A 25,604-nucleotide genomic window follows, 5' to 3' on the forward strand; every position below is an offset into this window, starting at 1 on the left:
GTCACCCGGTCAGATACGGCAGGATGGCTTGTTCTAAGAGGCTCATCTTCTCCGGCAGGAACCCTGGCGGCCAGTGTGGTGGTTCCCAGTCCTGATGTTCGCTCTTGTACCGTCTGCCCGACGGCGAAATCCAACCGGGTGGTTCACCCTTCGTGGCGGGGGTGGGTATCCAAGGCATGTTGTGTTTAAGGTGGTGGTGTTTGCGGCACGGCTGGCCAAGGTTGCTGATCCCGGTGTTCCCGCCCTGATTCCATGCCAGCAGGTGGTCTGCCTCGTTATCCAGAGAGTTATTGCTGCAACCGGGGAACGGGCATTTGCCGTCCCGCAACCGAAGCCACTGCCTCATTGCTTTCGTCAGCCGGTAGCTGGTCCGGCCGATCTCCAAGGGTGCACCGTCGCGGGGATCAACCAACACCCGGTAGAAGGAGCCGGCGCCGTTAGCTACCAACTTTCTGGCGACGGAGGCAGGGATCGGTCCGTAGCCGTCGAGGAGTGCGGCTTCGTCGCTGACGCCAAGCAGAGAGAATATCGGTACCGTGACCAGCACCTCCGCCCTTGGCGGCGGAACTTTGCTGAAGTCAGTATCTGCGCTCCCCGAAATGGCGGCGCCAAATTGCGCATCCGCACCATCGACGAAGGGTCCTTGATCCTCCTCGGCAGTTTTTGTGCGGCAGGGCCTGTTGCCGAGCAGCACGGCTGAAAAGATGTCGGCCTTGATCTGGGTCAGCGTGCGGGACTCGTCCGGGCTCTGGATTCCCCGGGCGAGGGCCGTGGTTCGGTTGCAAATGGCCAGAGCCGTGTCGGCCGGAAGAAAAGCAGAAATCCAAGCCATGCCGTCGCGGTCCGCGGCAAACTCCACGCGCCGGTCCGCCACCCCCTTCGCATGCCGCTTCTCAATCGAATCCGGGTGGTGGCGCTCCCGCCACGTCCGGACCTTTGACCGGAACCTTGAGGGCACCAGCTCCCCGGCCGGGCATGCCCGGACCGCAGCCGGAGTGTCCGGGTCCAGGAAGTGGGCCTCCAGCGCGGCGGCCATGGCGGCGTCGAGGCCGACGGTCTCGTCTGCGATGATCCGGGCGTGCTGCCACGGTATGCTCCCCGAAGACAACATTTCCATGGCCAGCGGAAGCGAGCGCAGTTGCCCGGCCTGGTCGACCAACGCCCCCGCGGTCCCCGCGCTCACTGTCAACACGCCCGCGACTTCCTCGACCACCGACATCTTCCTGTATCCGCGCTCCTGCGCCGAAGTCTCCGGTGGGGTCATGGCTTCCTGCAGTTCAATGCAGTCCGCTGTGTCCCTGGCCTTGATCGCGGCGAGCTGGGCTTCCAGCCGCGACACAGCGGCAAGCCGAGCCAGGCGATTGTCGTATCCACGCTGCAGTGCGTCAGTCCTGCCATCCCCGCCGTAAGCAGGATCCAAACTTTCATAGTCGCGGTACAGCGCATCAATGGCAGCCAGGGACGCGTGAACCACGTCCATCTCCCTTGCTGCCCTCGCGCTGTATCCCATACCAATATCATCCCGGGAGGGTCTGACATTTTCCGGAACACCGGACAGCGGAACAGCCGAACAGCGGAACACCGGAACACCGGAACACCGGAATAGCAGAAAAGCGTCCAGCCAAGCAACCAGCCAGCCAGGCGGCCAGGCGGCCAGGCGGCCAGGCGGCCAGCCAGCCAGCCAGCCAAGCAAGAGCCGGACGGCCATGCGACCGCCCGGCACAGTGCAGCCTACGTCAGGCGGATCTGCCGGTTGACGTCCTTATACAGCAGGTAGCGGAACGGCCCGGGACCGCCGGCGTAGCAGGCCTGGGGGCAGAAGGCTCGCAGCCACATAAAGTCGCCGGCCTCCACTTCCACCCAGTCGTTGTTCAACAGGTACATGGCCTTGCCTTCCAGGACATACAGGCCGTGTTCCATGACGTGGGTTTCCGGGAAGGGGATCACGCCACCGGGCTGGAACGTCACGATGTTCACGTGCATGTCGTGCGCGAGGTCGTTCGGGTCCGCGAATCGGGTGGTTTTCCAGACGCCGTCGGTGTCCGGCATTGCGCCCGGCTCCACCTCCTGGTCGCTGGTGACGAAGGACTTCGCCTCGTACCCCTCAAGCCGCTCATAGGCCTTCCGGATCCAGTGGAAGGACACGACGTCGTTTGAGACGTTCTCCAGGCCCCACTGTGAACCGGCGGCCAGATAGGCGTAGCCGCCCTCCGCGAGCTGGTGCAGTTCGCCGTCGAGGGTCAGGTTGACCTTGCCCCTGGTAACGAAGACAACGCCTTCAACGCCGGCCTCGAACTCGGCCTTGGGGGCACCGCCGCCCGGGCCGATCTCCACGATCAGCTGCGAAAACGTGGTGGCGAACCCCGAAATGGGCCGGGCGATGATCCAGGACCGCGTGTTGGAAAAGCCCGGGAGGTTGCTGGTCACGATGTCCGTCATGACGCCCTTGGGGATCACCGTGTAGGCCTCGGTGACGATGGCCCGCTCGGTGGTGAGGTGGGTCTGCGGGGGCAGGCCGCCTTCGGGGGAGTAGTACTTTCCCATGCGGGGATCCTTACTTAGAAGTTGGATTTGGCGGCCAGGCGCGGGTGCGCGAGTGTGGTGAGTTGCGCGAGGTCGACGCCGGCACTCGCCAGGACTTCATCGGCACCGATGGCGCCGCACTGGACGCCCCGGAGCACAAACGCTGCGAGGGCGCGCGCCGTTGCCGGCTCATCCATAACGCCGCCTTGAGTCTGTTCCACATAGTTGCGGAGCCGGGCGGCTGCGGCGGGAAGCCCCTGCCGGTAGAAGGCGTAGGTGGCGGCGAAGCGGCTGGGCAGCTGGGCCGGGTGCAGGTCCCAGCCCTGGTAGTAGCCGCGTTCCAGGGAACGCCGGACCAGGCGTCCGTGCAGCCGCCAGGCGTTCTCCACGTTGTCGCCCACCGGAATGATGTTGGTGGAACCGTCGGAGAGCCGGATCCCCGTACCGGCGACGGCCAGTTGCATGACTTCCTTGGCGAAGTCGGCCACGGGGTGTTCCATGGACTGGTACTCGGCCGAGATCTGAAGGGACGCCGAGTAGTCGTAGGTGCCGTAGTGCAGGCCGCTGATCCGGCCCGGCACCGCGTGCGGCAGCTGGGCCACGGGCGAGGTGCCGTCCGGGCCGAGGATGAGCTGCGGGGTTTCCACCTGCACCTCGAACCGCAGCCGGCCGGCAGGCAGGGAATGCACTTCCTCCAGCCGGGACACCGCATAGTCCATGGCCTGGACCTGGGCCACGGTGGTGACCTTGGGCAGCGTCAGGACCAGGCCATCCGGGAGTTCGCCCGCGGCGGCCAGGCCGGAGACGAACAGGTCCAGGGTCCGCAGGCCGCGGGCGCGGGTGGCCGCTTCGAAGCACTTGAACCGGATCCCGATGAACGGCGGCGCGGAGCCGGCCGCAACTGCGGCGGCAACCGAGGAGGCCGCAGCAACAGCGGCGGCATCCTCGGCGTCGTCGCCCCTGTCCCCGAAGCCGTCCTCGAAGTCGAGGCGGAGGTCCTCGATGGGTTCCGAGGCAAGCTTCGCTTCCACGCGGGACGCCACCGCCGCGGTGAGTCCGGCGTCCTGGCCCAGCAACTGTCCCAAACGGGCCAGGCCGCCGTGGGCGTCCGCGGTCGTCAGTGCCTGCGCGCCCCAGTCGGAAGCGAACGACGGCGTGAACCGGTCCGCGGGCACGTAGACCGTGTGGACGGGCTGGCGTGAGCCGTCGTCGCCCGGGTAGTTCCGGTCCAGCAGGCGGTCCGTGGCGGCCAGTTGGGCGTCGATGTGTGCGGTGTCTGCCGCGGTGAGCGATGGTTTGGGGGAGCTGGCCATGCCTCAGTCCACCAGTTCGTAGGCCGGGGTGGTGAGGAACTCCGTGTAGTCCTCGGACAGGCAGATGTCCCCGATCAGCTGGCTGGCAGGCTCGTAGTAGCGGCGGAACGCTTCGTCGCCGAATTCGGTGCGGAGCCGTTCCGTTTCCTCGCCCAGGATCCGTTCCACCAGTTCCCGGGTGACGGTGTTTCCGGTGTCTGTGAGGACAGATTTGTTGCGGATCTGCTGCCATACCTGGGAGCGGGAGATCTCCGCGGTGGCGGCGTCTTCCATCAGGTTGTGGATGGCCACCGCGCCGTTGCCGGAGAGCCAGACGGCGGTGTAGGCGACGGCGACGTAGAGGTTCAGGCGGAGGCCGGTTTCGGTGACCTGGCCGTGCGCGGAGGCAATATCCAGGAGCTGCTCCGCGGTGACGGAAACGTCGGGGCGCTGCTTGTCCAGTTGGTTGGGGCGGCCGCCCTTTCCCGGGTCGCCGAGTACACCGTCGAACACCTCCTGGCAGGTGGGGACAAGGTCAGGGTGGGCCACCCAGGACCCGTCGAACCCGTCGTTCGCCTCCCGGGTTTTGTCGGCGCGGACCTTGGCGAAGGCCGCTTCGGTGACCTCCGGGTGGCGGCGGTTGGGGATGACGGCGGCCATCCCGCCCATCGCGAACGCACCCCGCTGGTGGCAGGTCTTGACCAGCAGTTCGGTGTAGGCGCGCATGAACGGGGCCGTCATGACCACGGACGCGCGGTCCGGGAGCACGAATTCCTCGCCGGCATCGCGGAAGTACTTGATGATGCTGAACAGATAGTCCCAGCGGCCGGCGTTCAGACCGGAGGCGTGGTCCCGCAGTTCGTACAGGATCTCGTCCATCTCGAAGGCAGCCGGGATGGTTTCGATCAGTACGGTGGCGCGGATGGAGCCCTGCGGAAGGCCCAGGAAATCCTGGGCGAACACAAACACGTCGTTCCACAGCCGGGCTTCGAGGTGGCTCTCCATTTTGGGCAGGTAGTAGTACGGGCCCTGGCCGTTCTCAAGGAGCTGTTTGGCCACGTGGAAGAAGTGCAGGCCGAAGTCCACGAGTGCACCCACGGCGGGTTCGCCGTCGAGCAGCACGTGCTTTTCCGGCAGGTGCCAGCCGCGCGGGCGGGCCACCACCACCGCCAAAGGTGCGTCGGTGCGGAGCGTGTATTCCTTGCCTTCGGGCGAGGTGTGGCTGAGGGTGCCACGCGCGGCGTCGCGGAGGTTCAGGATGGCGTCGATGACGTTGGCCCAGGTGGGGGTGCTGGCGTCCTCGAGGTCGGCGAGCCAGACTTTGGCGCCGGAGTTCAGGGCGTTGATGGCCATTTTGGCGGGTGAGGCGGGTCCGGTCATTTCAACCCGGCGGTCCTGCAGCGGTGCGGGTGCGGGCGCAACTTGCCAGTCGCCGTCGCGCACGTCCTGCGTTTCCGGCAGGAAGTCCAGCTTGCCGGTATCGGCCACCCGCTGCCGCTTCACCCGGCGGGCTTCAAGAAGTTCGTTGCGGGTAGGGGCGAACCGGACGTGGAGTTCCTCCAGGAACGCCAGCGCCTCCGGGGTGAGGATTTCCTCCGCGCGATCGATCGGCCGCGGGTCTGTAAGAGTGATGGCCATTTCTGGTCCTTTCCTTGGCTGTGGGTCTCGCAGCGAATCAGGCGTTGGCGAAGGCAGCGGCGGCAACCGTGGCTGCCTCCTTTGACTCGCCCGGAGTGGCTGTTGCGGTCGAAGCGTGGGCGGCTGCTGCCACGGCGGCGGCCACATCAGCGGCCACATGGGGATCAAACACGCTGGGGATAATGTAGCTGGCATTGAGCTCGTCGTCAGCCACCCGGTTGGCAATGGCCTCCGCGGCGGCCACCAGCATCTCCGGCGTGATGTCGGCTGCGCCTGCGTCCAGCAGGCCGCGGAAGAAGCCCGGGAAGGCCAGCACATTGTTGATCTGGTTGGGGAAGTCGCTGCGCCCGGTGGCCACCACGGCCGCGTGCTTCGCGGCGATGACGGGGTCGATTTCCGGCGTCGGGTTGGCCATGGCGAACACGATCGCGTTGGGGGCCATGGAAGCCACCTGCTCCTCGCCGATGACGTGCGGGGCGCTGACACCGATGAAGACATCGGAGCCCGCCATGGCTTCGTGCAGGGTGCCCGAGAAGCCTTCCTGGTTGGTGTTGGCGGCGATCCAGGCGCGGTGCTCATCGCTGTATTCCTCGCCGGCGTGGATGGCGCCGGACCGGCCTGCGGCGACGATGTGTTCTGCGCCCTGGGCCTTCAGGAGCTGGATGATCGCGGAGCCGGCAGCGCCAACGCCCGAGACCACAATGCGGACTTCGGAGAGTTTCTTGCCCACCACGCGCAGGGCGTTGACCAGGGCTGCGAGGGTAACGATTGCGGTGCCGTGCTGGTCGTCGTGGAAGACCGGAATGTCCAGCTCCTCGCGGAGGCGGTTTTCGATCTCGAAGCAACGCGGGGCTGCGATGTCCTCGAGGTTGATGCCGCCGTAGACCGGGGCAATGGCTTTGGCGATCATGATGATCTCTTCGGTGTCCTGGGTGTCCAGGCAGACGGGCCAGGCATCCACGTTGGCGAACTGCTTGAACAGTGCGGCCTTGCCTTCCATGACGGGGAGCGCGGCGGCAGGGCCGATGTTGCCCAGGCCCAGGACGGCGGACCCGTCGGTGAGGACGGCGATGGTGTTGCGCTTGACGGTCAGGTTGCGGGCAGCGGCGGGGTCCTCGGCGATGGCCAGGCAGACGCGCGCGACGCCGGGAGTGTAGGCACGCGAGAGATCGTCGCGGTTGCGCAGGGCTACTTTGGGGACGACCTCCAGCTTACCGCCGAGGTGCATCAGGAAGGTGCGGTCCGAGACATGCTGGACGGTGACGCCGTCGAGCGCGTTCAGGGCATCCTTGACGCGGGCGGCGTGTTCGTCGTCGGTGGTGTTGCAGGTGACGTCAACAACCAGTGTCTCGTGGTGGGACTCGGTAACGTCCAGGGCGGTGATGGCGGCGCCGGCGGCTCCCACGGCGGCGGCGAGTTCGCTGGTGGCGGTGAAGCTGGACGGTGCCTCCACGCGCAGGGTGATCGAGTTTCCGGGGCTGGGGTTCGCCATTGAATGTCCTCCTGTTAGGCCCGTTGACGGGCACTGATCAATCAAACTATTTCGTATGATGGATATTATTATCTACTTTGTGGAAATACAAGTCTCTTGAGCCCATTGGGGGCCATGCGGCGGTGAGGTATCTTGGGAGATCTGGGACAATTCTTTTCACGATGCGAAAACGAGTTGTCAGAAATCGAGCCCTCAGGAGACTGGTACATGGCTGAAAAAGCCTCGGGAGGCGTGCAGTCGGTAGAGCGCGTCTTTGAACTCTTGGAACTGATCACGGATGCCGGCGGAGAGGTCACGCTCAGTGAACTCTCCTCCTCCACTGACCTGCCGCTCCCCACCATCCACCGGTTGCTGCGCACCCTTGTCACCCTGGGGTACATCCGCCAGCTGCCCAACCGCCGGTACGCTCTGGGTCCGCGGCTGATCCGGCTTGGCGAAGCTGCCAACAAGCAGCTGGGGGCCTTGGCCCGGCCGCAGCTCCAGTCGCTCGTGGAGCGGCTCGGGGAGACGGCCAACATGGCGGTGCTGGACTCGGACATGGTCATGTACGTGGCCCAGGTCCCGTCGTTGCATTCCATGCGGATGATGACCGAAGTGGGCCGCCGTGGCTTCATGCACGCCACCGGAATGGGCAAGGCGATCCTGGCCCAGCTGGACGATGAGACGGTGCGGGGCATCGTTGCCCGTAAAGGCATGCCCACCCCCACACCCAAGAGCATCGGCGACGTCGAAGCCCTGATGGCCGACCTGAAGCTGATCCGCGACCGCGGCTACTCCATCGATGAGGAGGAGCAGGAACTCGGCGTCCGGTGCTTTGCCATGGCCGTCCCCAACGCTCCCACTCCCACGGCCATCTCCGTGTCCGGGCCGGTGTCCCGCGTGGACCAATCCTTTGCCGAGCGTGCGGTGCCCATGCTGCGCGAAGCAGCCGAGGCCATCTCGGACGAATTGAACCGGAACTGACGCACCCGCAGTTCCGGACTGACCCAAAAGACGCTGACGACGGCGGTCCCTCCCTTTGGAGCGGGCCGCCGTCGTTCCCCAACCGCGGGATGGCAGTCCGCGGCAATGTTCTTGGGGAACACTGCCGCGAGCTGTCATCCGGGCGCCGGTGCTAGTGCTCCGATGCCTTCTCGGAGGACTGGACCGGCACTTCCTTCCCGTCGCAGTCGATCAGCTTGCCGTCCTCGTAGCGGTCGCCGTGGGCCAGGCACTTGAGGTCCTCTTCCCGGACCACGCGTCCGGTGCCGGCCACAAACACCGACTGGTTTTCTGAGTTGCCGGCCTTGAGGTGGTTGAAGAGCAGGTTCAGCAGGATGGCCATGACTGCGGCCGAGCTGATGCCGGAGTGGAAAATGGTGCCGAACCAGGCCGGGAACTTGTCGTAGAACGTGGGGGCGGCGATCGGGATCATGCCGAAGCCGATGGACGCGGCCACGATGATCAGGTTCATGTTGTTCTTGTATTCCACTTTGGCGAGGGTCCTGATGCCGCTGGCGGCCACGGTTCCGAACAGGACGATGCCGGCGCCGCCCAGGACGGCGGTGGGGACGGCGGCCACTACCCGGCCGAGGACCGGCAGCAGGCCCAGCAGGACCAGGATCACGCCGCCGGCGGCGACCACATAGCGGCTCTTGATCTTGGTGACGGCCACCAGGCCGACGTTCTGGGCAAAGGCGCTCTGGGTAAACGAACCAAATACCGGTGCCACCAGGCTGGAGACCATGTCTGCGCGCAGGCCTGCGGCGATCCGCTTGGAGTCCGTGCGGGTTCCCACGATTTCGCCGACGGCCAGGATGTCGGCCATGGTTTCGGTGAGGATCACCAGCACCACAATCACCATGGAGATGATGGCGGCAATCTCGAAGGTGGGGGCACCCAGGTGGAAGGGGGTGGGGAAGGCCACGATGGGGCCGTCGCCCACCTTGGAGAAGTCGGCCATGCCGGTGACCACGGCCACGATGGTGCCCACCACCATTGCCAAAAGGATGGACAGGCGGGACAGCGTGGCGTTGCCCAGCTTGCTCAGCAGCAGCACTAGGGCCAGCGTGACGGCGGCGAGCCCGATGTTGGCCATGCTGCCGTAGTCCTCGGCCTTGCGGTTGCCGCCCATGGCCCAGTTGGCCGCGACGGGCATCAGCGTCAGCCCGATGGTGGTGATCACGGTTCCGGTGACCACCGGCGGAAAGAAGCGCACGATCTTGGAAAAGACCGGGGCGATCAGCAGGCCAATGGCGGCCGAAACCATCACGGCACCGAAGACCGCAGGCAGCCCGCCGCCGCCGGTCACAATGGCCACCATGGTGGCCACGCTGGCGAACGAAACGCCCTGGACCAGCGGAAGCTGCGAGCCGAAGAACGGGATGCCGATTGTCTGCAGGAGCGTGGCCAGGCCGCCCATAAAGAGGGCCGCGGCGATCAGGATGCCAATGTCGGCGGGGGAGAGGCCGGCCGCCTGGCCCACGATCAGGGGAACGGCGATGATGCCGCCGTACATGGTGAGGACGTGCTGGAAGCCGTAGGCGAAGCTACTGCCGATGGAGAGGCGCTGGTCTTCCGGCCGCCCCGATTCCTGATGGCGTTTGCCGGCAACTGCCGCGGCTGAATTCTTTTTGCTGTTCATGGCAGACTTTCTGGTTCATGGCAGACGTCATCGTCTGGCTAACGTGTCTGGCTAACAATGGTTTGTGCTTCATGGAAGGTAGGGTTCCCGGCCGGCTCAACCACGGGTGGTTGAGCCGGCCGGCACCAAATGTCGGATCAGCAGAAGCCGGCGATGCCGCTCCAGGCGTTCTCGGCACCTGCGGCGTCTTCACGAAGAACCGTGGCTTCGATCAGGCCGTACGGGCGGTCCGCGGCGAAGAAGACCTCATTGGGGTTGTCGAGGCCGAAGGGGGACAGGTCCACGAGGAAGTGGTGCTTGTTGGGCATGGAGAATTTGATTTCGTCGATCTCCGGGTGTGCTTCCAGGACCTTGGTTCCCATGTCGAACAGGGTCTGCTGGAGGGCATGGGAGTAGTTCTCGGTGAAGCCTTCGAGCAGGAGGCTCTTGACGTCGTCGTAGTTCTTGTTGAAGTCGTAGCCGTCGAAATCCGTTCCGGCCTTGAAGCGCCAGCGGGCGGAGACGTCGGTGGCCAGGATGCGGTCCGTGGTCTCCTGGAGGGTGGTGTACTTGTCCTTGGGGTACCCGGTGAAGCCCGACTCGGTGGACTTCAGGACGGTGAGGTCCTTCAGGCCGGAGATCAGGTGTTCCGTGGCGCCGTCACGGACCAGCACCGCAGTGCGGACGTCTTGGCCGTTGCGGACAAAGCTGTGGTTGTGCTCGGCGCCGTGTGCCTGGATTCTGCTCCAGCTGTAGGCCTCGGCTTCCCAGCGGCCCCCGTCCACCCAGTCGAAGCTGGAGGTGAAGTGCTCGCCCAGACGCAGCAGGAAAGCTTCGGGAGAGCCCACGCCTTCACGGGCGAAGGCGTAAACGGTGTTCTTCTGGGTGTCGGTGGGCACCACATGGCTGTTGTCGCCCTGGAGGTGTGCCGCTTCGAAGTCGCCGCGCAGTTGCGAGGTGACGTTCAGGTCTTCGATCTGGTGGCGTTCGGTGTCGCGGGTGACTTTGACGACCCGGACTTCCGCTTTGCCGAACTGGTTGCTGCCGAGGATGATTTTGCTGCTCATGGTCAGATTCCCAACTTCAGGTATGTGGGACCACAGTCCCGCATAGAAATTAAGCGCGTGTTTCCCACGCGTTTCCGTTCCGTCGACCCAACAAAAAATGAGCCGACATCGATGTGATGTCAGCTCATTACGACCCTGCCTGCTGCTCCCAGGTTTCGTGACCCGGGCCACGATGTAGGAAAAAGCGTAGCGCAGGAAAGGGGTGCTGTACATCACTTTCCTTATTTTGCGTTTGTGACTGCGAGGGCCGGAGGCCTGTGCCGGGGGCCCTTGACGCGATCAGGGCTGCGATTCTACAATTTCGTATAGCAGAAAGAAGTTTCCACAAGGTGGAATCATATGGTTGATGAGAGCCCGTAGCCCGAGGAGGCCCAGATGTACCAGCAGGACGATAAGGCACAGGTGCCGGTGGAGGCAGCGCCCAGGCAGGAGTTCTACTTCCCGCACGGCGGCGGCGTTGATCCGGACCTGTTTATGCCGGCCGACAGGGTGCAACGGGCCAGCCGCTTCTCACGCTGGATCCAAGCACTGCCGGTCTTCGGCCGCTCGCGCCGCTGATGGGCCCCGGCGGGACGCAAACAAAGGCAACGGAAACGACGACGGCGGCCCTCACCTTTCGGTGGGGGCCGCCGTCGTCGTTATGTCCGTCGCAGAGTTTTTGTTTCGCAGAGTTTTTGTCCAGATAAAGGGCCGATCAGGGCCAATTGGTGGTGTTATCTGGACAAAAACTCACAGGGGTGGGTCAGGCGTCTCCGCCCGCCCCGCCCGTGGTGCCCGCGTTGACGTCCAGGAGCTTGTAGCGGTCCATGGCGTATTGTGGTGCGCCCGCCTCCACATCACCCCTCGCTGCGAGCAGTTGCAGGGTCTTCACCACGATGGAGTGGGTGTCGTTCTTGAAGAAGCGGCGGGCTGCCGCGCGGGTGTCGGAGAAGCCGAAGCCATCGGCGCCGAGGGAGGCGAACTGGTGGGGGAGGAACTGGCGGATCTGGTCCGGGACTGCCTTCATGTAGTCGGAGACTGCCACTACGGGCCCGTGGGCGTCGGCCAGTTGCTTGGCCACAAACGGGATCCGGGCAGGTTCGCCGGGGTGGAGGAACGCTTCCTCCTCGGCGGCGAGGCCGTCGCGGCGCAGTTCGTTCCAGGATGTGACGGACCAGACGTCGGCGGAGACGCCCCAGTCCTCGGCCAGGATCCGCTGGGCTCCGATGGCCCAAGGGACCGAGACACCGGAGGCCAGGATCTGGCTGCGCGGGCCTTCAGCGCCGGCCCCTTCAATGCCCGACGACGACACCCGGTGAATGCCCTTCAGCACACCCTCGACATCGAGGTTCTCGGGTTCCGCCGGCTGGGTGATGGGCTCGTTGTACACCGTCAGGTAGTACATCAGGTTTCTATCGGAGGCTGGTCCGGTTCCGTCGCCGTTGGCACCGGGCCCATACATGCGCTCGATGCCGTCGCGCATGATGTGGCCCATTTCGTACCCGTAGGCGGGGTCGTAGGTGACCACGGCCGGGTTGGTGGACGCGAGCAGTGGCGAGTGGCCGTCGGCGTGCTGGAGGCCTTCGCCGGTCAGGGTGGTCCGGCCGGCGGTGGCGCCGATGATGAAGCCGCGGGTCATCTGGTCCGCCGCGGCCCAGAACGCGTCACCCGTGCGCTGGAAGCCGAACATGGAGTAGAACACGTAGACCGGGAGCAGCGGCACGCCGTGGGTGGCGTACGCGGTGCCGGCGGCGGTGAACGCTGCCACGGCGCCTGCTTCGTTGATGCCCGGGTGGATCAGCTGGCCCTGCGCCGATTCCTTGTAGGCGAGCACCAGGTCACGGTCCACGGACAGGTAGTTCTGGCCGCCCGGGTTGTAGATCTTGGCGGTGGGGAAGAAGGCATCCATGCCGAACGTCCTGGATTCATCCGGCACGATGGGCACAATCCGGTGCCCGAACTTCTTGTCCCGCAGCAGGTCTTTCAGGAGCCGCACAAAGGACATGGTGGTGGCCGCCTGCTGCTTGCCGGAACCGCGCTTGGCGACGTCGAAGGTCTTGGCCTCCGGCATGTCAACGGCATCATGGTTCGGACGCCGTTCGGGCACGGAGCCGCCCAGCATCCTTCGCCGCTCCAGGAGATAGGCAATCTCGGGGGCGTTCGGGCCCGGGTGGAAGTATGGCGGCTGGTACAGATCCTTCTCCAGTTGCTCGTCGGTGACCGGAATCCGCAGGTGGTCGCGGAACTTCTTCAGGTCATCGAGCGTGAGCTTCTTCATCTGGTGGGTCGCGTTGCGGCCCTCGAAGTGCGGTCCGAGGCCGTAGCCCTTGACGGTGTGCGCCAGGATGACCGTCGGCTTGCCCTTGAACTCGGTCGCGGCCTTGTAGGCGGCGTAAACCTTGTGGTAATCGTGGCCGCCGCGCTTGAGGTTCCAGATCTCATCATCGGAGAGGTCCGCGACCATGTCCTTGGTCTGCGGGGTCTGGCCGAAGAAGTGTTCCCGGACGAATCCGCCGGACTCGGCCTTGTAGGTCTGGTAGTCGCCGTCGACGGTCTCGTTCATGATCTTCACGAGCGAGCCGTCGTCATCCTTGGCGAGCAGGTCATCCCACTCCCGGCCCCAGACAACCTTGATGACGTTCCAGCCCGCGCCGCGGAAGAACGCTTCGAGTTCCTGCATGATCTTGCCGTTGCCACGCACCGGCCCGTCCAGGCGCTGGAGGTTGCAGTTGATCACGAAGTTCAGGTTGTCCAGATTTTCGTTCGCGGCGAGCTGGAGCAGGCCGCGGGACTCGGGCTCGTCCATTTCGCCATCGCCCAGGAACGCCCAGACCTGCTGGTCACTGGTGTCCTTCAAACCGCGGTTGTGCAGGTAACGGTTGGACTGCGCCTGGTAGATCGCATTCATGGGACCGATGCCCATCGAGACCGTGGGGAATTCCCAGAACTCCGGCATCAGCCTCGGGTGCGGGTAGGAGGACAGCGCATGGCCTTCCTTGGACTTCTCCTGGCGGAAGCCGTCCATGTCCTCCTCGGTAAGACGGCCTTCCATAAACGCACGTGCGTACATGCCGGGGGACGCGTGGCCCTGGAAGAAGACCTGGTCACCGCCGCCCGGGTGGTCCTTGCCGCGGAAGAAGTGGTTGAATCCCACCTCGTACAGGGTCGCGGCACCCGCGTAGGTGGAAATGTGACCGCCGACGCCGATGTTCGCCCGCTGCGCCCGGTGCACCATGATGGCAGCGTTCCAGCGCATGTATGCGCGGTAGCGGCGCTCGTATTCCTCGTTGCCGGGGAACTGTGCTTCCTGGTCCACGGGAATGGTGTTCACGTAGTCCGTGGTGGTCACCATCGGCACGCCGACGCTTTGCGCGCCAGCGCGCTGCAGCAGGCTCCGCATGATGTATTGGGCACGTTCGGTGCCCTGTTCCCTGATCAGCGCGTCCAGGGACTCAACCCATTCGGCGGTCTCTTCCGGATCACGATCAGGCAGCTGGTTAGTCAACCCGCTGAGGATATGGGAGGTATCTTCTCCTGCAGCCACGGCAGCCTCGTTTCATCTTTGAATGTCTTGGCCAAGTTTTCATATTGTGAGAAAACTTTCTTGCTGTTCGAGATTACCGAGAGGTGTGCGGGCAGTCAAGATGAAGTGGTCGACGACGGCGACGGGTGCTCCGGGCGCGTCTGCGCACCGATTGTGACTGCGGGGGTGGACTGCCGGACTGACAGTTGATGGGCGGCGTCGTAGGCTACACACCGGCGGCCGGAGTGGCCGTCTGTACTCAGGAGGACCCTATCGCTGCCACCCCAGAACCCAACGTGAGAGTCGCCGTCGTGACCGGAGCAGGTTCCGGCATCGGCCGCGCGGTGGCGCGGCTCATGCTGGCCGAGGGCTACCGGGTGGTGCTGGCCGGCCGGCGGGAGGCGCAGCTGCAGGAGGCCGCCAACGGCCATAAGCAGGCGTACGCGGTTCCGTGCGATGTTACGGTGCCCGACGACGTCGAGCGGCTTTTCGCCGCGGCGCTCCGGCGGTGGGGGAGAGTGGATGTGCTGTTCAACAACGCCGGCGTGGCCGGCCCCGCGGCCGCGGTGGACGAGATCAGCCCGGCGGACTGGGCGGCCACCTTGGCGGTGAACCTGACGGGCTCCATGCTGTGCGCGGCCGCCGCGGTCCGGGCCATGAAGGCGCAGTCGCCGCAGGGCGGCAGGATCATCAACAACGGGTCCATCGCCGCGCATTCGCCGCGGCCGCGCACCGTGGCGTACACGGTCAGCAAGCACGCCATCACCGGGCTGACCAAGAGCATCGAACTGGACGGGCGCGGCTTCGGCATTACCTGCGGGCAGATCGACATCGGCAACACGGCGACGGAAATCATGGACACCTTGGGTGTCGGTTCCGGTGCGCTTCAGGCGGACGGCAGCCGGAAGGTGGAGCCGACCTTCCCGGTGGAGGATGCGGCCCGGGCGGTGCTGATGATGGCGGGGATGCCGCCGTCGGCCAGTGTGGGCTCCGTGGTCATCACGGCGGCCGGAATGCCGTTTATCGGGCGCGGCTAGAGCTCGCTGCCGCGCCCGGGCGGGTCAGCTTCCGCGGTAGCTGGAAAAGGAGAACGGGCTCAGCAGCAACGGGACGTGGTAGTGCGGTTCGTCGCGGGCCACTGTGAACACCAGCACCACTTCGGGGAAGAATGCGGCGGTGTTGCTGTTCGCGAAGTACCCGGCGGTGGTGAACTGCAGCCGGTAGGTTCCGGATTCCAGGACCTCGGGGCCGAGGTCCTTGACCCGCCCGTCGGCATCAGTGGTGGCAGCCGCAACCTCGGACCAGGAGCCTTGGGTCTCGGCTTCCAGCCGTACCGGGATTCCCGCGGCCGGCTTCCCCGTGGAGGTATCCAGGACGTGGGTGGTTATGTGGGACGTGGTCATTCGCTCATCATTCCTTCAAGCCTGTGTACGGCAATTTCGCGGAGCTGTTGCTGCACGATCGGGTTTTCCTCTGAGGCGCTGTGGGAGAGCCTTACCTGGAGTGCCTCGAGGATCTCTTCCTTGCTGCGGCCGGCGGCACGGATCAGGAAGACCCGGCCGAATTTCTCTTCGTAGCTGCGGTTACCTTCAAGGAGCGCGGCGGCCACAGCCGGCGTGGTGCCACCCAGGGCCTCCTGTTCGGCACGGGAGAGCCGGGCCTCGGAACTGTCGCCGGCTGCGCGTTCACCGATCCTCGGATGATGGGCCAGTGCCGACTCAACTTCCTGGTCCGTGAACGGTTTGGCTGCGCGGCCGGCGAAGGTGAGGAGATCGTCCACGGAGGAAAAAGGCCGGGCATCGGCGATCTGATCGGCCCAGCGCGGGATATCAAGGCAAGGGCGCAGCGCTGAGACGATCTCAGCGCGGTCAGCCTCGTTGAATTTCTGGAGCATCATTGCCGGTCCTTTACTGGTGCGGTCATCCACGGCACCGTTATAAGCTATTTCGTATCGTGGAAATTTTATTTCAACATATGCAAACAGTGAAGCGCAAGCAGTATTTCGTGTCAACTTAGCCGGTGGCGCTGCTCATTGCGACTGCGGCCGGTGAAGAGGTGGTCAGCGGGCGCTCGGATCTGACGCGGTTCTGTTGGTTATGCGGGGCGTTGGCTGTCCCGGCCGGTGTTTGCGCCAGCCGAGGCGGCCGGCCAGCAGAAAGAGCGCGGCCAAGGTTGTGGCGGCTGCGGCGGCCACTGCCGGGCTCTGCGGCCAGTTTCCGGTCAGTCCCAGGAGCGCCGGTGCCGTGGCGGTCACCTGGCTCATCAGCACCAGTGACCAGCCAATGAAGGGAACAACGTCATCGCGTCCCAGCACCATCTGGATGAAGAACAGGGCCCAGAGGACGGCCCACGCCAGCCAGAGAACGCCCAGAAGCGGGTCGGTTGGAAGCCAGGTTATTGCGAGCAAAATACCTAGCACCCCGGCCAGGGCGCTGAACCATCCCAGTCCCCGGGATCCGAGCCGCAGAATCGTATTTAGTCCCACGTATACATACGTCAATGCGAAAAGGAACATGCCGGCAGCGCCGAGGAGGGTCTGGGATCCGGCGCCTGTGGTGGCCGTGAAAGTTACCGCTAGGACGAGCTGGACCCCGCCGATGAGCATGCTGAATATTGCTGAATCCCGGAGGGGTACCCAACCCAACAGCCCCAGCCCGTTAATCAGGAGCGCCGCCCCGGACAAAAGAAGGCCCAGGTAAAGCATGGTCATCTACTCCTATGTAGGTGGGGCTCGGGGCGCGTGACGCCCGGCTGGCGTCCACCTCGCCCTCGGGGATTCCAGACTGTGGAATTTAAATATTACTCTACGGAATAATCGGGGCCACCAAGCCTGCCCACAGCTGCCCGGAGCGGGTGATCGGGGTTACCGAAATCCATTGCTGTGCCCGCGGGCCGGTGCCAGACTGGTCGGAGCAGCACAAACAGCTTGGCATGATCCCGGGCAGGACAGAGCCCGGGGGTTCTGTCCGCAGAGTCGGACATTCAATCTTCTGGACAGCCCGGCACGGTTGCCGGGCACGTGGGTCTCACCGCAGCCGTGAGTCCAACGCCAAAGGCGGCGCCATCCGTCGGTGGCGTTGCGACCTCCATGGGAGGAACCAAAGTGCCGGTACGCCAGCGGACGCGCCACCTCAATTTGGAGGTGGGACGGGTATGACCCAGCAACCTCTCAGGAAGCGCCGGCTCCGCGTTTCAGACGTCAATGTGGTGAACCCCCGGACCCTGAGGAAGGCGCTTGGCGGGACGATCGTGGGCAACACGATGGAGTGGTACGACGTCGGGGTGTTCGGTTATCTGATCACCACCATGGGGCCGGTGTTCCTGCCTGAAGCGGACAAAGCCGTGCAGAACCTGTTCCTGCTGGGAACCTTCGGTGCCACGTTTATCGCCCGGCCCGTGGGCGGCGTCTTCTTCGGCTGGCTGGGCGACAAGATCGGCCGCCAGAAGGTCTTGGCCATGACCCTGATGCTCATGGCCGCGGCGACCTTCGCCGTCGGTCTGCTCCCGGGCTACTCGGTGCTGGGCATCTGGGCCGCCGTGCTGCTGGTGGTCACCAAACTGGTCCAGGGCTTTTCCACCGGCGGCGAGTACGCAGGCGCCACGACGTTCGTCAGTGAGCACTCCCCGGACCACCGCCGCGGCTTCTTCGCCAGCTTCCTGGATATGGGCAGCTACCTGGGCTTTGCCCTGGGCGCGGGCCTGGTGTCGGTCCTCCAGCTGAGCCTGGGCCAGGCGGGGATGGAGGCCTGGGGCTGGCGCATTCCGTTCCTGATCGCCGGGCCCCTCGGCATCATTGCGATCTACTTCCGGATGAAGATCGAGGAATCGCCCGCGTTCCAGGCAACACTCGACGCCGAGGCCCAAATCGCCAGGCACCCAGAAACCGGTGAGGTGCTCGGCCCCATGGGCCCGGTGGGTATTTTCAAGGCCTACTGGCAGAGGATAGTGCTGGCCCTGATCCTCGTGGCCGCTGCCAATACGGTGGGCTACGCCCTGACGTCCTACATGCCCACCTACCTGACCACCAACAAGGGATACGACGAGATCCACGGGACCCTCCTCACCATCCCGGTCCTGGTGGTTATGTCCCTGTGCATTCCACTGACCGGTCATCTCTCGGACCGCATTGGCCGGCGCCCCGTGCTGTGGATCGGTGCCATCAGCACGGTGGTTCTGTCGCTTCCCGCGTTCATTCTGATCTCCATCGGAACCGTCCCGGCCACCATCACGGGCCTTGCCCTGGTGGCCTTCCCCGTCACGTTCTACGTTGCCAATCTCGCCTCGGCGCTGCCGGCGCTGTTCCCCACGGCCCACCGCTACGGGGCCATGGGCATCGCCTACAACTTCGCCGTGGCCATCTTCGGCGGCACCACGCCGTTCATTATTGCGAGCCTGATTCAACTGACGGGCAACGACATGATGCCCGCGTACTACCTCATGGCCACCTCGGCAATCGCCGCGGTCACCATTTACTTCCTGCCGGAATCAGCCCGGAGGCACCTGCCCGGGTCGATGCCCAGCGTGGATTCGGAGGAAGCTGCCCGCGAACTGGTGGCAACCCAGGACGATAACCCCATGCTGGACATGGCCACGCTACCTTTCGGCACCGGCTATGAGGCCGCCAAGGCGGCGCATTCGGGACCTGAGCGCGGGGCGGGGGAGCGGTGAGGCGGCAGGAGCCGCCCCTGTATCCTGACAAGGCAGGTTGAAGTCCTCCGGCCGGAATCGCCGCCGCAATCGTCAGTCTCCGATCGGCCCCCCAAAACTCTTCGAATGGATCCTTTATCAGCACTGACACGCCAGCTCCCGTGGACATCCCGACGGCGGCCCCCAAGCCCTCGAGCGCAGCTGCGGTGGATGATCCCGCCGTCGTCACCTGGGTCGAGGACGGCGGAAGCAGGACCGCGCGCTGGCGTTCGGCGAACGGCCGGCCGGCGCCGACGCGCGTGGAAGTGGTGGACGACTCCCTCACGGCCGACGATGCGAACCGGATGGCGTCGCAGGGGATCGCGATGCTCTGGCACGGTGACTTCCACAACGCACGGCAGATCCTCAACGCCCTGGACCGGCGGATAGGCGCCGGAAAGAAGAGCACAGGAACTCCGGCCGATCAGTTCTACCGGCACCGCCAGTCCCGCTCGCACCGTGCCCGCATTCTCGGCCTGGTGCTGATTCCGCTTGATCCGGGCCCGGCGGTGCCGCTGCGCCGCGCACCGGACATCCGGGAGGCCGCCGCGGAAGCGTACGGTGACATCGGCGATCCTTCCGTGGTGTCCCTGCACGAACTGGTCGGGGCCATTGGCGCCCACGAGTGGCGGCGGAACGGCGTCTACGTCGATGCCCTGCAGGACCGCATCCACCCGCACTATGGCACGTTCTTCCCCACCCGGAGTGAGTACGTGGACCTCGTGGCCGCCGCTGCGCTGCCCTCTGACACGCTGGCGTTCGACGTCGGAACCGGCACCGGCGTGCTCGCTGCCGTCCTCGCGCGCCGCGGCGTCCGACGCGTGGTGGCGACGGACAATGAACCGCGCGCCATCGCCTGCGCCGCTGAGAATTTCCGGAACCTCGGTGTCCAGGACCGCGCTGAGGCCGTCCTGACCGATATGTTCCCGCCCGGGCGGGCACCGCTGGTTGTGTGCAACCCGCCCTGGATTCCGGCCACGCCGCATTCCAGCCTGGACAGCGCCGTCTACGACCCCGGGAGCAGGATGCTGTTCCGCTTCCTGAACGAACTTTCCGACCACCTGGAGCCGGGCGGTGAGGGCTGGCTTGTCCTCTCCGACCTGGCCGAGCACCTTGGCCTGCGGTCGCGTGATGATCTGCTGACCGCCATCGAGGCGTCCGGGCTCAAGGTGGTGGAACGGCTCGACACCAGGCCAACGCATTCGAAGCCATCGGACCGCGACGATCCTCTGTTCGAGGCGCGCGCGGCCGAGGTCACGTCCCTGTGGCGACTGGTTCCCCGCTAGACGCAAGCTTCCCCGCACGCCCGCGGACGGGCACCTGGCCAGCGGCCGCCGTCGGGCATTACGACGGCGGCACCCGGGTGGGGTGCCGACCGTCGCGTCAGGTGTACATGAGGGAGCCGGGGGTGGTGAGCTTTTCACCGGTTTCGAGCCAGGTTTTGAGGCCGGAGAGGATCATGGGCCAGCCGCCGTAGAGCTGTTCGTTGGCGCCTTCGCGGAGTTGGTCGTGGGTGACGGTGAGGTGGCAGGAGTCGCCCACGGGTTCGATTTCCCAGGTGATGCGGGAGGTGCCTTCGGCTTTGACGTCCTCGCCCCAGAGCGCGGTCATGGTCTGGACGAGCTTGCGTGGCGGGTCGACTTCGAGGTTTTCGCCTTCGCCCAGCAGCTCGCCGGCTTTGGGGTTGCCCATTTCAAACCGTCCGCCCGGGGTCCAGTCGGATTCGAGGGAGTTTCCGAACTGGTATTTGCTGCGGATCTCGCTGTCCGTGATGGCTTCCCAGAGCCGTTCCGGGGTGGTCTTGATGTAGATTTCGAAGATCTTTTCCATGGGACTTTCCAATCTGGTTTTGAGGTCGCTGAGGCCAGCGGCCCATGGTTCGGCGTATTTGCTCACCCAGCGGTCGTGGATCAGCCGGATGGGCACCGGATTCAGGAAGTGGAGTTTCTCGCGGCCCCGACGGCGGGTGACCACCAGGCCGGCATCCTCCAGCAGCTTGAGGTGCTTCATGACCCCGTAGCGGGTCATCGCGAAGCGGGCCTCGAGTGCATGGAGGGTCTGCCCGTCCTCCCGGAAGAGCTCATCAAGCAGGTCCCGGCGGGTGGGGTCGGCGAGGGCCTTGAATACGGCGTCCACAGTTCAAGAATAGGTGACTAAATGGTCACATGTCTAGGGTTTTCGAAGCCAGAGGGTAGTCCGGTCTCTAGCCGCCCACGCCGGACCGGCGTAGGGTCTGGAGCCATGACCGAACAGCAACCCTACGAGCTGGTTCACCGCTACCCGCACTTCGAGCTGCGCCGCTATCCAGCGCACGTTGTCGCCGAAGTGCACGTCAACGCGACGTTTGACCGCGCCGGCAATGCTGCCTTCCGGCACCTGTTCAACTACATCAGCGGCAGCAACACGGCCCGGCAAAAGCTGGCGATGACGGCCCCGGTCATCCAAGAATCCCGAGGTTCGCAGAAGCTGGCGATGACCGCGCCAGTGCTGCAGAGCGGTCCGCTTCCGGGCAGCGATGAGCCCGCTGACTTTGTGATCGCCTTTGTGCTCCCCGACGGCACGACGGCGGAAACAGCTCCGGCTCCGACGAACCCTGACGTTGTGCTCCGGGAAGTTCCGGGTTCGCTTGCCGCCGTGGTCCGCTTCTCGGGAAGCGGCACCGGAGCGGCCTTTGCCCGCCGCACCACGGGGCTGGAGGCGGCGCTGACGCTCGCCGGGCTGACGGCCGTGGGCCCGCCGCGGTTCGCCCGCTTTGACCCGCCATTCAAGCCATGGTTCCTGCGGCACAACGAGGTCATCCAGGACGTGCAGGAACCCTCCACCGCTCCGGAAACGCCTGGCATGACGCCGGCCTAGGCGCCCCGCAGAGCTTAGTCTGACCGGATGGACTTTCAACTTCGCCAGGCCACTCCCGAGGACGCTATGGCCGTGGTGCTCTTTCACACAATCGCCCATGAGGAGAGCTACGGGCACCTGCTCTCGCCGGAGTTCTTCCGCGACCGCCGGGCCAGCATCCGCGAACGCGCGGAACGGCGTCGTCCGCACCTCGCAGTAGCCGATCCGCGGATCATTGCCGTTGACGGCGACAACCACATCGTGGGATTGGCGGACGCCGGCCCGGGCCGGGATGATCCCGGCCCCGAGGAACTGGAACTGTATTCGATCTTCACGCTCCGGCACACCTATGGAACAGGACTGGGCGCGGCACTGTTGAGTGCCGCCGTCGGCGATTCCCCCGCCTATCTGTGGGTGCTCCGGGACAATCCCCGGGCGCAGGCGTTTTACGCCAAGCATGGCTTCCGCCCCGACGGGACGAGCGGCCTGCTGCCGCCGGAGTGGGAGGAGCTGCCCCAGCTCAGGATGGTCCGGCCGGGCCCGAGCTTGCCCTAGGCGGGGCCGCCGTCGATGGTCAGGATGGTGCCGTTGGTGTAGCCGGACCGGGAGGATGCGAGGAACGCGACGGCGCTGGCGATTTCCCCGGGGGTGGCGGCCCGCCCGTAGGGCATCGCAGCGTTGAGTTCCACCCACCGGTTCTCGTCACCGAATTCCGCCCGGGCTCTGTTCCGAAGCATCGTTTCATTCCGCGGCGTGGACACGGGCCCGGGGTTGATGCCGACCACGCGCATCCGGTCCTGTGCGGCTGACTTTCCGAGGGCGCGGGTGAAGGCCATGAGTGCGGCGTTGCCCGCGGCCCCGGCGATGTAGCCCGGGTTGAAGGACTCGCCGCCGGCGCCGATGACGTTCACGATGACGCCCTGCCGCTCTTTGAGGTTGGCGTACAGGGCGCGGGTCAGGTTGATGTAGCCGAAGACCTTGAGGTCCCAGGCGTCCCGCCATTGCCGGTCGTCAATGTCCTGCAGCGTTCCGGGCGGAATGGCGCCGGCATTGTTCACGAGCACGTCGATGTCTCCCACGCTGGAGCCCACACGTTCCACGTCAGCCGTCGAGGACAGGTCTGCAGCCATCACGCTGACCGAGACGCCGTGCCGTGAGCGGATGGCACCGGCCAGCTCGTTCAGGCGCTGGGCGTTCCGGCTGACCAGGACAAGGTTGCAGCCTTCCTCCGCCAGCACCAGTGCTGTTTCCCGGCCGATGCCCTGTGAGGCGCCCGTGATCAGGACCGTCTTTCCCTGCAGGTGTAGCTCCATCGTGTGCTTGTTTCCTCTGGTTGGTGTTGTTGAGCCTGGGTCCGGCCTTTGCACGCACCGTATTCGGGGTGCCGGTGGTTCTCAGTATTCCTGTCCCACGTACCAACCCCGTGCTAGTCTCCCCGCTATGGCCGTGGATCCCGCCCTTCTCGACTGGATGCTTGACTCCGACCCCGCGCTGCGCTGGCAGGTCCAGCGCGACCTTGCCGGCGAGCCGCCGGAGGTCTGGGAGGCCACACGTGCCCGCGTTGCCACCGAGGGGTTCGGAGCCCGGTTGCTCGCACTGCAGGACCCTGACGGCCAGTGGGCAGGCGGGGCGTACTTCCCCCAGGACTTCGATTTCGAGGGCCCGGAAGCTGCGGACGGCGCAGGCCAGCCGTACACCGCCACCACCTGGTCCCTGAATGCCCTCCGCGACTGGGGCCTGGACGCCGCCGCCCTCACCGGGACCGCCGGGCTCCTCGCGGCGAACAGCCGCTGGGAGTATGAGAACTTGCCCTACTGGGGCGGCGAGGTGGATTGCTGCATCAACGCCTTCACGCTGGCCAACGGGGTGTGGCTGGGAGCGGAGGTGACCGGCCTCGGGCAGTGGTTCCTGGACCATCAGTTGGCCGACGGCGGCTGGAACTGTGAGTGGGTGGAGGGGTCCGGGCGTTCCTCGTTCCATTCCACGCTCAACGCGCTGAAGGGGCTGCTCTACTACGAGGCCACCACCGGGGGCAGCAGTGAGCTGCGTGCCGCGCGGCGCACCGGCGAGGAGTACCTGTTGCGGCGCCAACTGCTTTACACCCTGTCTACGGGGGATTTCGTGGGCCCGTGGGTGGCCCGGTTTGTGTACCCGTTCCGCTGGTTCTACAGCGCGCTCAACGCGGCGGACTACTTCAGGGCCGCGGCACTGCACGACGGCGGCGCGCCGGATCCGCGGCTGGCAGCGGCTATCGAGGTGGTCCGGTCCGGCCGGGAGGCGGACGGGACGTGGCTGCAGGAGCGGCGCCATCCCGGCCGGGTCTGGTTCGAGGTGGACGCTGTCCCCGGTGAACCGTCCAGGTGGCTCACCTTCCACGGGACCCGGGTGCTGGACTGGTGGGACAGCACCAGGCCGCAAAACGACCGTTTGCCGTGAATTCCCTGCCGCTCACCGCATTAATCGTACGTTTGCTTAGTATCTGCATCATGATTGCCGGAGGCGTTCGCCCGTCCAGGGTTTTTCGCCTTCAGATCGCTGGACACCGCTGTCTTCGAACAGGCAAGAGGAGCAAATATGGGCTGGCTGGACCGTGAACGAACTGTTGCCCCGCCGGGATTCAACCGCTGGCTGGTGCCGCCCGCGGCGCTCGCCGTCCACCTCTGCATCGGCCAGGCCTACGCCACGAGCGTCTACAAGACGGCCCTGGTAAAGCACTTCGGTGCCAGCCTCACCGAGATTGGCGTGATCTTCTCCATCGCCATCGTGATGCTGGGCCTCTCGGCCGCGATCATGGGCACTTGGGTGGACACGAACGGCCCGCGCAAAGCCATGTTCACCTCGGCCGTGTTCTGGGCCAGCGGCTTCCTCATCGGCTCGCTCGGCATCTTCACCAACCAGCTCTGGCTGGTGTACCTCGGCTACGGCTTCGTGGGTGGCATCGGCCTGGGCATCGGCTACATCTCGCCGGTGTCCACCCTGATCAAATGGTTCCCGGACCGGCCGGGCCTGGCCACCGGCATGGCCATCATGGGCTTCGGCGGCGGCGCACTGATCGCCAGCCCCGTTTCCACCGCGCTGCTAAAGGCGTACGATCCCAACTCCGGCGCCCAGGGCTGGGTGGCCAGCGGCGATGCGGTGGGAAAGCTCTTCCTGACCCTCGCCGTCGTCTACCTCGCGTACATGCTCTTCGGCGCGTTCACCATCCGGGTCCCGGCCGAAGGCTGGAAGCCCGAGGGGTTCGATCCCGCCAAGGTCAAGGCGGCCACACTCGTCACCACGGACAACGTCTCCGCCAAGAACGCCATCAAGACCAGGCAGTTCTGGCTCGTCTGGATCGCCCTCTTCTGCAACGTCACCGCCGGCATCGGCATCCTGGAGCAGGCCGCGCCGATGATCCAGGACTTCTTCCGCCAGTCCGACGGCGTGTCCCTGGTCAGTGCCGCCGTCGCCTCCGGCTTCGTGGGGCTGCTCTCGATCGGCAATATGTCCGGCCGCTTCGCCTGGTCCGCCACCTCCGACGTCACCGGCCGCAAGCGTATCTACATGGTGTACCTCGGCGTCGGCGCGGTGCTCTACACGGTGCTGGCCCTGGCCGGTTCCACCACAACGTTCCTGTACGTGGCGCTGGCCTTCGTCATCATCTCCTTCTACGGCGGCGGCTTCGCCACGGTTCCGGCCTACCTCCGGGACCTCTTCGGAACCTTCCAGGTGGGTGCCATCCACGGCCGGCTCTTGACCGCCTGGTCTGCTGCCGGTATCGCCGGCCCGCTGATCGTCAACGCCTTCCTGGACGCCCAGGGCAAACCCGGGCAGCTGGACGCCGCGTCCTACCAGCCGGCGCTGCTGACCATGGTGGGGCTGCTGGTGGTCGGCTTTGTGGCCAACCTGCTGGTCAAACCGGTCGACGCACGATTCCACGAACCCCGCCCCGAACGCGGTCGGTACAAACCTGCCATGGAGGCCTGAG

The 25,604-nt window shown here is 65.5% G+C and carries 22 protein-coding genes; 9 read left to right on the top strand and 13 right to left on the bottom strand.

Going from position 1 to position 25,604, the window contains the following annotated elements:
• Position 1: 1 nt before the first annotated feature.
• From AC1MCD_RS04785 to AC1MCD_RS04805, 5 genes are all read right to left on the bottom strand, one after another.
• Positions 2–1,510: an HNH endonuclease signature motif containing protein gene (locus tag AC1MCD_RS04785; RefSeq protein WP_498676332.1), complete on the bottom strand. Its 1,509-nt coding sequence runs from the start codon at positions 1,508–1,510 to the stop codon at positions 2–4.
• 221 nt (positions 1,511–1,731) lie between these two features.
• Positions 1,732–2,544: a bifunctional allantoicase/(S)-ureidoglycine aminohydrolase gene (locus AC1MCD_RS04790; RefSeq protein ID WP_498676334.1), complete on the bottom strand. Its 813-nt coding sequence runs from the start codon at positions 2,542–2,544 to the stop codon at positions 1,732–1,734.
• Between the two features lie 14 nt (positions 2,545–2,558).
• Positions 2,559–3,836, bottom strand: a complete 1,278-nt coding sequence (locus AC1MCD_RS04795; protein WP_498676336.1) for a DUF6986 family protein — start codon at positions 3,834–3,836, stop codon at positions 2,559–2,561.
• A 3-nt stretch (positions 3,837–3,839) separates the two neighbouring features.
• Positions 3,840–5,453, bottom strand: coding sequence for a malate synthase A (gene aceB, locus AC1MCD_RS04800; protein WP_498676338.1), 1,614 nt, complete (start codon positions 5,451–5,453; stop codon positions 3,840–3,842).
• A 37-nt stretch (positions 5,454–5,490) separates the two neighbouring features.
• Complete coding sequence (locus AC1MCD_RS04805) at positions 5,491–6,945, bottom strand: NAD-dependent malic enzyme (RefSeq protein ID WP_498676340.1); 1,455 nt, start codon at positions 6,943–6,945, stop codon at positions 5,491–5,493.
• Between the two features lie 207 nt (positions 6,946–7,152).
• On the opposite strand from AC1MCD_RS04805, the gene AC1MCD_RS04810 reads away from it, so the two are divergent.
• On the top strand, positions 7,153–7,908 hold the full coding sequence (locus AC1MCD_RS04810) for an IclR family transcriptional regulator (RefSeq protein ID WP_498676342.1): 756 nt from the start codon (positions 7,153–7,155) through the stop codon (positions 7,906–7,908).
• A gap of 151 nt (positions 7,909–8,059) precedes the next feature.
• Here the strand turns inward: AC1MCD_RS04810 and AC1MCD_RS04815 are convergent, their stop codons facing one another.
• Both AC1MCD_RS04815 and pucL read right to left on the bottom strand, forming a co-directional pair.
• Positions 8,060–9,568: a nucleobase:cation symporter-2 family protein gene (locus AC1MCD_RS04815; RefSeq protein WP_498676344.1), complete on the bottom strand. Its 1,509-nt coding sequence runs from the start codon at positions 9,566–9,568 to the stop codon at positions 8,060–8,062.
• A 137-nt stretch (positions 9,569–9,705) separates the two neighbouring features.
• Positions 9,706–10,614 carry a factor-independent urate hydroxylase gene (gene pucL, locus AC1MCD_RS04820; RefSeq protein WP_498676346.1) on the bottom strand — a complete coding sequence of 303 codons (909 nt, stop codon included), beginning with the start codon at positions 10,612–10,614 and terminating at the stop codon, positions 9,706–9,708.
• 375 nt (positions 10,615–10,989) lie between these two features.
• On the opposite strand from pucL, the gene AC1MCD_RS04825 reads away from it, so the two are divergent.
• Positions 10,990–11,172 (top strand): hypothetical protein, encoded by a 183-nt coding sequence (locus AC1MCD_RS04825; protein ID WP_498676348.1) that lies wholly within the window; start codon positions 10,990–10,992, stop codon positions 11,170–11,172.
• Positions 11,173–11,356: 184 nt separating this feature from the next.
• Here AC1MCD_RS04825 and aceE read toward each other — a convergent pair whose 3' ends face one another.
• On the bottom strand, positions 11,357–14,137 hold the full coding sequence (gene aceE / locus AC1MCD_RS04830) for a pyruvate dehydrogenase (acetyl-transferring), homodimeric type (RefSeq protein ID WP_498676350.1): 2,781 nt from the start codon (positions 14,135–14,137) through the stop codon (positions 11,357–11,359).
• A 335-nt stretch (positions 14,138–14,472) separates the two neighbouring features.
• Between aceE and AC1MCD_RS04835 the strand changes: the two genes are divergently transcribed.
• Positions 14,473–15,153 carry an SDR family oxidoreductase gene (locus tag AC1MCD_RS04835; protein WP_498678188.1) on the top strand — a complete coding sequence of 227 codons (681 nt, stop codon included), beginning with the start codon at positions 14,473–14,475 and terminating at the stop codon, positions 15,151–15,153.
• 24 nt (positions 15,154–15,177) lie between these two features.
• On the opposite strand, the gene uraH is transcribed toward AC1MCD_RS04835, so the two are convergent.
• From uraH to AC1MCD_RS04850, 3 genes are all read right to left on the bottom strand, one after another.
• On the bottom strand, positions 15,178–15,519 hold the full coding sequence (uraH, locus tag AC1MCD_RS04840; protein ID WP_498676352.1) for a hydroxyisourate hydrolase: 342 nt from the start codon (positions 15,517–15,519) through the stop codon (positions 15,178–15,180).
• Entirely contained in the window at positions 15,516–16,013 is a 498-nt protein-coding gene (gene uraD / locus AC1MCD_RS04845) for a 2-oxo-4-hydroxy-4-carboxy-5-ureidoimidazoline decarboxylase (protein ID WP_498676354.1), read from the bottom strand. Before uraD ends, uraH begins: the two co-directional genes overlap by 4 nt.
• A gap of 162 nt (positions 16,014–16,175) precedes the next feature.
• Positions 16,176–16,826, bottom strand: a complete 651-nt coding sequence (locus tag AC1MCD_RS04850) for an AmiS/UreI family transporter (protein ID WP_498676356.1) — start codon at positions 16,824–16,826, stop codon at positions 16,176–16,178.
• Between the two features lie 443 nt (positions 16,827–17,269).
• Between AC1MCD_RS04850 and AC1MCD_RS04855 the strand changes: the two genes are divergently transcribed.
• Positions 17,270–18,784, top strand: coding sequence for an MFS transporter (locus AC1MCD_RS04855; protein WP_498676358.1), 1,515 nt, complete (start codon positions 17,270–17,272; stop codon positions 18,782–18,784).
• Between the two features lie 140 nt (positions 18,785–18,924).
• On the top strand, positions 18,925–20,088 hold the full coding sequence (locus AC1MCD_RS04860; RefSeq protein WP_498676359.1) for a methyltransferase: 1,164 nt from the start codon (positions 18,925–18,927) through the stop codon (positions 20,086–20,088).
• A 97-nt stretch (positions 20,089–20,185) separates the two neighbouring features.
• On the opposite strand, the gene AC1MCD_RS04865 is transcribed toward AC1MCD_RS04860, so the two are convergent.
• Positions 20,186–20,938, bottom strand: coding sequence for an ArsR/SmtB family transcription factor (locus AC1MCD_RS04865; RefSeq protein WP_498676361.1), 753 nt, complete (start codon positions 20,936–20,938; stop codon positions 20,186–20,188).
• Between the two features lie 105 nt (positions 20,939–21,043).
• Here AC1MCD_RS04865 and AC1MCD_RS04870 point away from each other — a divergent pair, with 105 nt between their 5' ends.
• Both AC1MCD_RS04870 and AC1MCD_RS04875 read left to right on the top strand, forming a co-directional pair.
• Positions 21,044–21,658, top strand: a complete 615-nt coding sequence (locus AC1MCD_RS04870) for an SOUL family heme-binding protein (protein ID WP_498676364.1) — start codon at positions 21,044–21,046, stop codon at positions 21,656–21,658.
• Positions 21,659–21,685: 27 nt separating this feature from the next.
• Entirely contained in the window at positions 21,686–22,192 is a 507-nt protein-coding gene (locus tag AC1MCD_RS04875; RefSeq protein WP_498676366.1) for a GNAT family N-acetyltransferase, read from the top strand.
• Here the strand turns inward: AC1MCD_RS04875 and AC1MCD_RS04880 are convergent.
• Complete coding sequence (locus tag AC1MCD_RS04880; RefSeq protein ID WP_498676368.1) at positions 22,189–22,950, bottom strand: short-chain dehydrogenase/reductase; 762 nt, start codon at positions 22,948–22,950, stop codon at positions 22,189–22,191. The two genes, AC1MCD_RS04875 and AC1MCD_RS04880, sit on opposite strands and share 4 nt — an antisense overlap.
• 127 nt (positions 22,951–23,077) lie before the next feature.
• Here AC1MCD_RS04880 and AC1MCD_RS04885 point away from each other — a divergent pair, with 127 nt between their 5' ends.
• Both AC1MCD_RS04885 and AC1MCD_RS04890 read left to right on the top strand, forming a co-directional pair.
• Positions 23,078–24,073 (top strand): squalene cyclase, encoded by a 996-nt coding sequence (locus tag AC1MCD_RS04885; protein ID WP_498676370.1) that lies wholly within the window; start codon positions 23,078–23,080, stop codon positions 24,071–24,073.
• A 138-nt stretch (positions 24,074–24,211) separates the two neighbouring features.
• Complete coding sequence (locus AC1MCD_RS04890) at positions 24,212–25,603, top strand: OFA family MFS transporter (protein WP_498676372.1); 1,392 nt, start codon at positions 24,212–24,214, stop codon at positions 25,601–25,603.
• Position 25,604 lies beyond the last annotated feature (1 nt).

It is taken from the genome of Arthrobacter sp. BF1 (assembly GCF_056680215.1).

What these genes read in the sequence shown, in the direction of transcription:
- AC1MCD_RS04785 (WP_498676332.1), bottom strand. Translation starts at nt 1,510, where the DNA reads ATGGGATACAGCGCGAGGGCAGCAAGGGAGATGGACGTGGTTCACGCG.
- AC1MCD_RS04790 (WP_498676334.1), bottom strand. Translation starts at nt 2,544, where the DNA reads ATGGGAAAGTACTACTCCCCCGAAGGCGGCCTGCCCCCGCAGACCCAC.
- AC1MCD_RS04795 (WP_498676336.1), bottom strand. Translation starts at nt 3,836, where the DNA reads ATGGCCAGCTCCCCCAAACCATCGCTCACCGCGGCAGACACCGCACAC.
- aceB (WP_498676338.1), bottom strand. Translation starts at nt 5,453, where the DNA reads ATGGCCATCACTCTTACAGACCCGCGGCCGATCGATCGCGCGGAGGAA.
- AC1MCD_RS04805 (WP_498676340.1), bottom strand. Translation starts at nt 6,945, where the DNA reads ATGGCGAACCCCAGCCCCGGAAACTCGATCACCCTGCGCGTGGAGGCA.
- AC1MCD_RS04810 (WP_498676342.1), top strand. Translation starts at nt 7,153, where the DNA reads ATGGCTGAAAAAGCCTCGGGAGGCGTGCAGTCGGTAGAGCGCGTCTTT.
- AC1MCD_RS04815 (WP_498676344.1), bottom strand. Translation starts at nt 9,568, where the DNA reads ATGAACAGCAAAAAGAATTCAGCCGCGGCAGTTGCCGGCAAACGCCAT.
- pucL (WP_498676346.1), bottom strand. Translation starts at nt 10,614, where the DNA reads ATGAGCAGCAAAATCATCCTCGGCAGCAACCAGTTCGGCAAAGCGGAA.
- AC1MCD_RS04825 (WP_498676348.1), top strand. Translation starts at nt 10,990, where the DNA reads ATGTACCAGCAGGACGATAAGGCACAGGTGCCGGTGGAGGCAGCGCCC.
- AC1MCD_RS04835 (WP_498678188.1), top strand. Translation starts at nt 14,473, where the DNA reads ATGCTGGCCGAGGGCTACCGGGTGGTGCTGGCCGGCCGGCGGGAGGCG.
- uraH (WP_498676352.1), bottom strand. Translation starts at nt 15,519, where the DNA reads ATGACCACGTCCCACATAACCACCCACGTCCTGGATACCTCCACGGGG.
- uraD (WP_498676354.1), bottom strand. Translation starts at nt 16,013, where the DNA reads ATGATGCTCCAGAAATTCAACGAGGCTGACCGCGCTGAGATCGTCTCA.
- AC1MCD_RS04850 (WP_498676356.1), bottom strand. Translation starts at nt 16,826, where the DNA reads ATGACCATGCTTTACCTGGGCCTTCTTTTGTCCGGGGCGGCGCTCCTG.
- AC1MCD_RS04855 (WP_498676358.1), top strand. Translation starts at nt 17,270, where the DNA reads ATGACCCAGCAACCTCTCAGGAAGCGCCGGCTCCGCGTTTCAGACGTC.
- AC1MCD_RS04870 (WP_498676364.1), top strand. Translation starts at nt 21,044, where the DNA reads ATGACCGAACAGCAACCCTACGAGCTGGTTCACCGCTACCCGCACTTC.
- AC1MCD_RS04875 (WP_498676366.1), top strand. Translation starts at nt 21,686, where the DNA reads ATGGACTTTCAACTTCGCCAGGCCACTCCCGAGGACGCTATGGCCGTG.
- AC1MCD_RS04880 (WP_498676368.1), bottom strand. Translation starts at nt 22,950, where the DNA reads ATGGAGCTACACCTGCAGGGAAAGACGGTCCTGATCACGGGCGCCTCA.
- AC1MCD_RS04885 (WP_498676370.1), top strand. Translation starts at nt 23,078, where the DNA reads ATGGCCGTGGATCCCGCCCTTCTCGACTGGATGCTTGACTCCGACCCC.
- AC1MCD_RS04890 (WP_498676372.1), top strand. Translation starts at nt 24,212, where the DNA reads ATGGGCTGGCTGGACCGTGAACGAACTGTTGCCCCGCCGGGATTCAAC.